This is a genomic window from Spirillospora sp. NPDC029432, from assembly GCF_040703975.1.
Classification (GTDB): Bacteria; Actinomycetota; Actinomycetes; order Streptosporangiales; family Streptosporangiaceae; genus Spirillospora.
In genome coordinates, this window is sequence record NZ_JBEZWH010000026.1 from 93,269 (window position 1) to 100,913 (window position 7,645).

Annotated in this window: 6 protein-coding genes; 5 read left to right on the top strand and 1 reads right to left on the bottom strand. The window is 71.8% G+C overall.

Translation table 11 applies throughout. The features are described 5' to 3' along the window. Positions 1–29 precede the first annotated feature (29 nt). Positions 30–1,547 (bottom strand): alpha/beta hydrolase, encoded by a 1,518-nt coding sequence (locus AB0881_RS21715; RefSeq protein WP_366619193.1) that lies wholly within the window; start codon positions 1,545–1,547, stop codon positions 30–32. Positions 1,548–1,894: 347 nt separating this feature from the next. Here AB0881_RS21715 and AB0881_RS21720 point away from each other — a divergent pair, with 347 nt between their 5' ends. The 5 genes from AB0881_RS21720 to AB0881_RS21740 all read left to right on the top strand — a co-directional run. Continuing rightward, the gene (locus AB0881_RS21720; RefSeq protein ID WP_366619195.1) at positions 1,895–3,517 is read left to right on the top strand and encodes a TlrC/CarA/OleB/SrmB family ABC-F type ribosomal protection protein; all 1,623 of its coding nucleotides are present in this window, start codon (positions 1,895–1,897) and stop codon (positions 3,515–3,517) included. A 61-nt stretch (positions 3,518–3,578) separates the two neighbouring features. Further along, on the top strand, positions 3,579–4,274 hold the full coding sequence (locus tag AB0881_RS21725; RefSeq protein ID WP_366619197.1) for a DUF427 domain-containing protein: 696 nt from the start codon (positions 3,579–3,581) through the stop codon (positions 4,272–4,274). Between the two features lie 179 nt (positions 4,275–4,453). Beyond that, complete coding sequence (locus AB0881_RS21730; RefSeq protein ID WP_366619198.1) at positions 4,454–5,503, top strand: ferredoxin reductase; 1,050 nt, start codon at positions 4,454–4,456, stop codon at positions 5,501–5,503. 14 nt (positions 5,504–5,517) lie between these two features. Then, positions 5,518–6,627 carry an acyl-CoA desaturase gene (locus AB0881_RS21735; protein ID WP_366619200.1) on the top strand — a complete coding sequence of 370 codons (1,110 nt, stop codon included), beginning with the start codon at positions 5,518–5,520 and terminating at the stop codon, positions 6,625–6,627. 165 nt (positions 6,628–6,792) lie between these two features. Beyond that, the coding region (locus AB0881_RS21740) for an AfsR/SARP family transcriptional regulator (protein ID WP_366619202.1) at positions 6,793–7,645 on the top strand (853 nt) is incomplete at its 3' end.

Sequence of the window (7,645 nt, forward strand, 5' to 3'; positions counted from 1 at the left end):
AGTCTACCGGGTCTTGGGGAGTGCGTGCATCAGCGGCAGACGGTGCCGTTCGCGGGGGGCTTCGCGGTGACGAGGTAGCGGTCGGTGGCCTGGCTGATGCAGGGGTTGGCCTGGAGGTAGGCGGTGTGGCCGTCGCCCTCCAGGGTGAGGAGGACGCCCGAGTCCAGCTGGGAGGCGAGGCTCTGGGACCACTTGTACGGGGTGGCCGGGTCGCGGGTGGTGCCGATCACGAGGATGGGGGCCGCGCCCTTGGCGGTGGTGGCCTTGGGCTGTTCCTTGGTCTGGACGGGCCAGTAGACGCAGGGGAGGCCGCCCCAGACGACGAAGGGGCCGAACTGCGGGGAGGTCTTCTTGGCGGTGTCCACGTACTTCTGGTAGCCGGCCAGGTCCGCGGGGTTGGGCTTGTCCACGCAGTTGACGGCCATGTTGGCGGCGGTCTGGTTGCTGTACGAGCCGTCCTCTTTGCGTTCGACCATCTGGTCGGCGAGGACCATGAGGAGGGTGCCGTCGTTCTGCTGGGCGGCCTGGACGATGGCCTGGCGCAGGAGGGTCCAGGTCTCCTTGGCGTAGAGGGCGGTCGCGATGCCCATGGCGGCCCAGGACTCGGTGACCTTGCGGCTGTCGCGGCGCTGCGGCAGGGGTGTCTTGTCCAGTTTCGCGAGGAAGTCCGAGATGTATTTGACGGCTTCGTCCTCGGATTTGCCCAGGGGGCAGTCGGCGCGCTTGACGCAGTCGGCGGCGAACGCGCGGAACGCGGTCTCGAAGCCCTTGGCCTGCTCGACGAGGGTCTGCGTCGAGGACACCTTGGGGTCGACGGCGCCGTCCAGGACGAGCGCGCGGACGTTCTTGGGGAACTGCTCCGCGTAGAAGGCACCGAGGTACGTGCCGTAGGAGGCGCCGTAGTACGTCATCTTCGCGTCGCCTACGGCCGCGCGCAGGATGTCCATGTCGCGGGCGGCGTTCAGGGTGCCGACGTACGGGAGGCTGCCGGACGAGTTGCTCTGGCACGCCTGCGCGAAGTTCCTGCTCTCCGCGGCGAGCGCTTCGACCTCCTGCTGGTCGTCAGGGGACGAGTCGGTGCTGAGGTACTTGTCGAGGCGCGGGCCGTCCATGCATTTGACGGGGTCGCTGGCGCCCACGCCGCGGGGGTCGAAGCCCACGATGTCGAAGCGTTCCCGCAGGTCCTTGCCGAAACTGGGGGCGGCCTGCCGGATGAAGTCGACGCCGGAGCCTCCCGGGCCGCCCGGGTTGGTGAACAGCGATCCGATGCGTTGGGACTTGTTCTTGGCGGGCATGCGGATGAGGGCGATGCGCATCTTCCCGCCGGCGGGCTTGGTGTAGTCCAGCGGGACTTCGGCCTTGGCGCATTGGAAGCCGCCTCCGCAGTCGGACCAAGAGAGTCGCTGCTTGTAGAACGCGTCCGTTCCCGTTGGGGATCCGGCCGGTGGCGTCTTGGGGGCCGCCTCGGGCCGTTCGGCGGCGTCGCTGCAGCCCATGGCGGCCAGCGTCAGCGCCATCGTCACGCTGATCACACTCGTTGCGCGCACCTGGTCGTCCCGTCTGTCGTTCCCGGCAGTAGGCCCACGCTACGTCTCGGCGTGAGGCGTATTCCAGCGGCGCTCCGGTCACCGCCCGTATTCGCGTTCGATACCGTCCAGGAGCCACGCGCGAGAAGAAGGTTGACGTGCGGGCAAGTTGATCTATACAGTCACCGCTGATGAGTTTCTACCTGTGATGAGTCGGCGCGCTGCCGCGTTGAGCCCCGCTCCGCCCCAGTCGCGCCCTATCCGCGCACTCGCCCTTCAGTAGCCCGTTACGGGACGTCTCTGGCGTGCGCGGATTCGCCTCCATCGTTCGTTCTGACGGCTTGGCCGAGAACAGGAGGGCGCCCTTCATGCGCACTCGTCAACTAGCACTCACCGAGATCACCAAGCGGTACGACGAGCAGGTCGTACTCGACCGCGTCTCGTTCACCGTGAAGCCCGGCGAGAAGGTCGGCGTCATCGGCGACAACGGCTCCGGAAAGTCCACGCTGCTGAAGGTCATCGCGGGGCGGGTCGAGCCGGACGGCGGGGAGGCGGCCGTCGTCGCGCCCGGCGGGATCGGGTATCTGGCGCAGACGCTGGAGCTCCCGCCCACCGCGACCGTCGCCGACGCGATCGACGCCGCCCTGGCGGACCTCCGCGATCTTGAGGCGCGGATGCGGCGGGCCGAGGCCGACCTCTCCGGGGAGGACCTGGAGATGTACGGCGAGCTCGTCGCACGGTTCGAGGCCCGCGGCGGGTACGAGGCGGACGCGCGGGTCGACATCGCCCTGCACGGCCTCGGGCTGCCCGGCCTCGACCGGGAACGGCCGCTCGGAACGCTGTCCGGGGGCGAGCGGTCGCGGCTGGCGCTGGCGGCCACGCTCGCCTCGTCCCCGGAACTGCTCCTGCTCGACGAGCCGACCAACGACCTGGACGACCAGGCCGTCGGCTGGCTCGAACGGCACCTCAGGGCGCACCGGGGCACCGTCATCGCGATCACCCACGACCGGGTGTTCCTCGAACGGATCACCTCGACGATCCTGGAGGTCGACTCCGGTTCGGTGGCGCGCTTCGGCAACGGCTACGACGGCTACCTCGCCGCCAAGGCCGCCGACCGCCGACGGCGCCTGCGGGAGTACGAGGACTGGCGGAACGATCTGGCGCGCAACCGGCGCCTCGTGGAGGCCAACGTCGTGCGCCTGGACGCCATCCCGCGCAAGCTGCCGCTGGCGTGCTTCGCGGCCGGCCCGTTCCGCGCGCGGAGCCGGGGGCATGGCGCGATGAGCAGGATCCGCAACGCCAAGCAGCGTGTCGAGCGCCTGACCGGCGCGCCTGTCCCGCCGCCGCCCGACCCGCTGCGGTTCGACCCGGAACTGGCGTCCGCGCAGGCCGAGGGCGCGGGCGTTCTGCGGGCCGAACTCGACGGCGTACGAGTGAACGGCCGCCTCGACATCCCCGGCCTGCGCATCAAGGCCGGGGAACGGCTGCTCGTCACCGGGCCGAACGGCGCCGGGAAGACCACGCTCATGCGCGTCCTGGCGGGCGAGCTCCGCCCGGACGCGGGTGACGTGCGGGTCGCCGGGCGGGTCGGCTACCTGCGCCAGGAGGAGTCCGCGTGGAGTCCCGAGCTGACCGTGCTGCGGGCGTTCGCCGCGGGGCGTCCCGGCGTACCCGAGGAGCACGCGGAGGAGCTGCTGTCGCTGGGCCTGTTCCGGCCCGGCGATCTGCGGCGGCGGATCGGCGCGCTGTCGTACGGGCAGCGGCGCCGGGTCGAGCTGGCCCGCCTGGTCAGCGGGCCGGTCGATCTGCTGCTGCTCGACGAGCCGACCAATCACCTCTCGCCGGCGCTGGTGGAGGAGATGGAGGAGGCCCTGGCGGTCTACGAGGGGGCGCTGGTGGTGGTCACCCATGACCGCCGGATGCGCGACCGCTTCACCGGCTCCCGCCTGGAGCTCCGGGGCGGCCACCCGTTCGAGGCGGCCGCGGCGTAGCGCGGACCGGGCTCCTCGGCCGTTGAAGGATGAGGGAGCGCGCCGATGTTGTTCACCTCACATGGGTTCCACACATCGGCGCGTCGAGCAGAGCGCCAAGAGGGTCCGGGCCTACCTGGGCGGCCGCCTGGTGGCCGACACCACGCGGCCGTCCCTGGTCTGGGAGATCCCCTACTACCCCGTGTACTACGTGCCGGTCGCCGACATCCGGGCGGAGCTGGCGGACGAGCGCAAGGACGGGGACGACACCGTCTACACGGTCAGGGTGGACGGCGCGGAGGCGGTGGGTGCGGCGCGCCGGACCGCCGCGCTCCCCGAGCTGGTCCGGCTGGACTGGGACGCGATGGAGTCCTGGTTCGAGGAGGACGAGGAGGTGTTCGCCCATCCGCGCAGCCCGCATCACCGGGTCGACGTGCTGGCCTCGTCCCGGCATGTACGGATCGAGGTGGACGGCGTGACGGTGGCGGAGTCGAGCAGCCCGCGCCTGCTGTTCGAGACGGGCCTGCCGGTGCGGTACTACCTGCCCAAGACGCATGTCCGGATGGACCTGCTGGAGCCGACGGACTCGGTGACGCGCTGCCCGTACAAGGGCGAGGCCCGCTACTGGTCGGTCCTCGGGAAGAAGGATCTGGCCTGGTCGTACCCGGCGCCGCTGCCCGAGAGCCTGAACGCGGCGGGCCTGGTGTGCTTCTACGACGAGAAGGTGGACGTCTTCGTGGACGGCGTGCGGCAGGAGCGGCCGGTCACCCCGTTCTGACGCTGGTCACCCCGTTCTGACAAAACCCGGTCCCCGCTTTATCAACGGGCATTACACCGCGCATTGTTACATCGTGCGATGGTGTGATGCCCGTCGCTTTTGCCCGGGTCCCCTTCCGATGGCACCTACGCGACCGTAGGTTACGGAAGCGTAAGTTACCGCGCCCCGGGGAGGCCCTGATGACCACTCCGATGCGGCGGCTGGCGGGCGCCGCGCGCCGCCTCACCACCCCGCTGCTGCCCGAGGACTACCTCACGCTGATCAACCCGCTCTGGTCGGCCGCCGACCCGCGCGGCCGGATCGAGGCCGTCAGGCACGAGGCGCCCGGCGCGGCATCCCTGCTGATCAGACCGGGTACGGGCTGGCCAGGGCACCGTCCGGGACAGTGGCTGAAGATCGGGGTGGACATCGGCGGCGTACGGCACTGGCGGACGTTCTCGCTGTCCTCGCCGCCCCGCCCTGACGGGCGGCTGACCATCACGGTCAAGGCGGCCGGCCGGGTGTCCGGGCACCTGGTGCACGCGATCCGGCCCGGAACGATCGTCCGCATCGCGCCCGCCGACGGCGACTTCGTCCTGCCCGATCCCGTCCCGGAGCGGCTGCTGTTCCTGACGGCCGGCAGCGGGATCACGCCGGTGATGGCGATGCTCCGCCACCTCGCCCGCGGCACCATGCCCGACACGGTCCTGATCCACTCGGCGAGGACCGAGGACGACGTGATCTTCGGCGCCGAGCTGCGCGAGCTGGCCCGGAGCCGGCCCGCCTTCCGGCTGCACGAGCGCCACACCGCCGTCGACGGCCGCGTCAAGCCCGCCGAGCTGGACGACCTGTGCCCCGGCTGGACCGACCGCGAGACCTGGGCGTGCGGGCCCGCCGCGATGCTGGACGAGATCGCGGCGCACTGGCCCGCGGACGCCCGCCGCCTTCACGTCGAGCGCTTCCAGCCCGTGCTGAACGCCGCCGAGGGTGCGGAGGGCGGCCGCGTCCGGTTCACCGCCAGTGGCGTCGAGACCGACGCGGGCGGCGCGACCCCGCTGCTGGAGGCCGGGGAGGGCGCGGGCGCGCTGCTGCCGAGCGGCTGCCGGATGGGCATCTGCCACAGCTGCGTCGGCCGCCTGCGTTCCGGTCGGGTGCGCGACCTGCGTACCGGCCGGGTGCACGGCGAGGAAGGCGACATCATCCAGACCTGCGTCTCGGCCGCCGCCGGCGCCGTGGAGATCGAACTCTGAACCAGGGGGACGACATGACCGACATCTCGCATCTCACCGCGGCCGACTACGAGGCGATCGGCCGCGAGCTGGACGCCCTCCGCGACGAGGTCTTCGCCGACCTCGGCGAGGCCGACGCCGCGTACATCCGGCGGGTCATCCGCTGGCAGCGCGGGCTGGAGATCGGCGGCCGGGCGCTGCTGATGGCCTCCTCGCTGCCGCCCGCCTGGATCGCCGGGACCGCGACGCTGGCCGTCGCGAAGATCCTGGAGAACATGGAGATCGGCCACAACGTCATGCACGGCCAGTGGGACTGGATGCGCGATCCGAAGATCCACTCGACCACGTGGGAGTGGGACAACGTCTCGCCGGCCGAGCAGTGGAAGCACTCCCACAACGTCGTGCACCACACGTTCACGAACATCCTCGGCATGGACAAGGACGTCGGGTACGGCATCCTGCGCGTCGCGCCCGAGCAGGCGTGGCACCCGGCGAACCTGCCGCAGCCGATCTACAACGTGCTGCTGGCGATGTTCTTCGAGTACGGCGTCGCGGTGCACGACCTGGAGATCGACAAGATCATGGCGGGCGAGAACGACCCCGAGGAGACGAAGGAGAAGCTGCGCGCGATCGGCCGCAAGATCCGCCGCCAGTGGGGCAAGGACTACCTCGCGTTCCCGCTGCTGAGCGGCCCCCAGTTCGCGCATACGCTCGCCGCCAACTTCACCGCCAACGTCGTCCGCAACGTGTGGGCGCACATGATCATCTTCTGCGGCCACTTCCCCGGCGACGTGGAGGTCTTCGGGGAGGAGCGACTCGACGGCGAGACCAGGGGCGAATGGTACGTCCGGCAGCTGCTGGGCTCGGTCGACATCAGCGGCGGCAGGGTGCTGCACCTGATGAGCGGCAACCTCAGCCACCAGATCGAGCACCACCTGTTCCCCGACATGCCCAGCAACCGGCACGCCCAGATCGCGCCGCGCGTCCGGGCCCTGTGCGAGAAGTACGGCCTCCCGTACCACACCGGCCCCCTGACCAGGCAGGTCGGCAGCACCTGGAAGAAGATCGTCCGGTACGCGTTCCCCGGCCCGCGCGGCGTCGTCCCGGCCCCGCGCCCGAAGGCGAAGCCTCCCGTCGCGGCCTGACCCCGGCCGCCGCGAAGTTTTTACCAACCGGGCGGCCCGCCGAGCGAACTACTCGCCGTCACCGGTGTCTAACAATCTGCGGGTATCGCGGGCGCCGGTATCCGGTACGACGCCCCGCGCTAGCGCCGAGGACAGGACACCGCCACGGAGAGGGTGACGGACGGGGTGACCGATCAGGTGCTGTTTCAGATGCTGGGCCCGCTGCGCGCCGGAACGGGGCGGGGGCCGGTGGACATCGGCGGGGGCCGGGCCAGGGCGGTGCTGGCGGCGCTGCTGCTGGAGCCGGGACGGATCGTGCCGGTCGAGCGGCTGGTGGACGCGGTGTGGGACGAGCGGCCGCCCGCCTCCGCGCGCACGCAGGTCGCGATCGCCGTGTCGGGGCTGCGGCGGGCGTTCCGGGACGCGGGCTGCGCGCATCCGGTGATCGAGACCGTTCGGCCCGGGTACCGGATCCCGGCCGGCGCGGGGACGATCGACGCGCTGGAGGCCGAGCGCGAGGTGCGGCGGGCGCGGGAGGCCGCGCGGGCCGGGCGGCGGGAGGAGGCGGCGCGGCGGTTCCGCGCCGCGCTGGCGCTCTGGGACGGGCCCGTGCTGGCGGGCCTGGACCACGCCGCCATCGCGGCGGGCGCGCTGCGCTGGGAGGAGCTGCGGCTGGCGGCCGTCGAGGAGGCGGCCGAGGTCGAGCTGGCCCTCGGCCGCCACCACGAGCTCGTCGGCGCGCTCATGGGGCCGGTCGCCGCGCACCCGTACCGGGAGCGGCTGCGGGCCATGCTGATGACGGCGCTGGTACGGGCGGGCCGCCAGGGCGAGGCCCTCGGCGTCTACCGCGACGGGCGGCGGGTCCTGGCCGAGGAGCTGGGCCTGGAGCCGGGGCGCGAGCTGCGCGAGCTGCACGAGGCGATCCTGCGCGCCGATCCGGCGGTGTACGCCCGGAACGTTCCGGTGCCGGCGCGGCCCGTCCGGGCGGGGCGCTGCACCGGCGGCCGGACGCGGCCCTGCTCCTGGTGGGCGGCGGGCC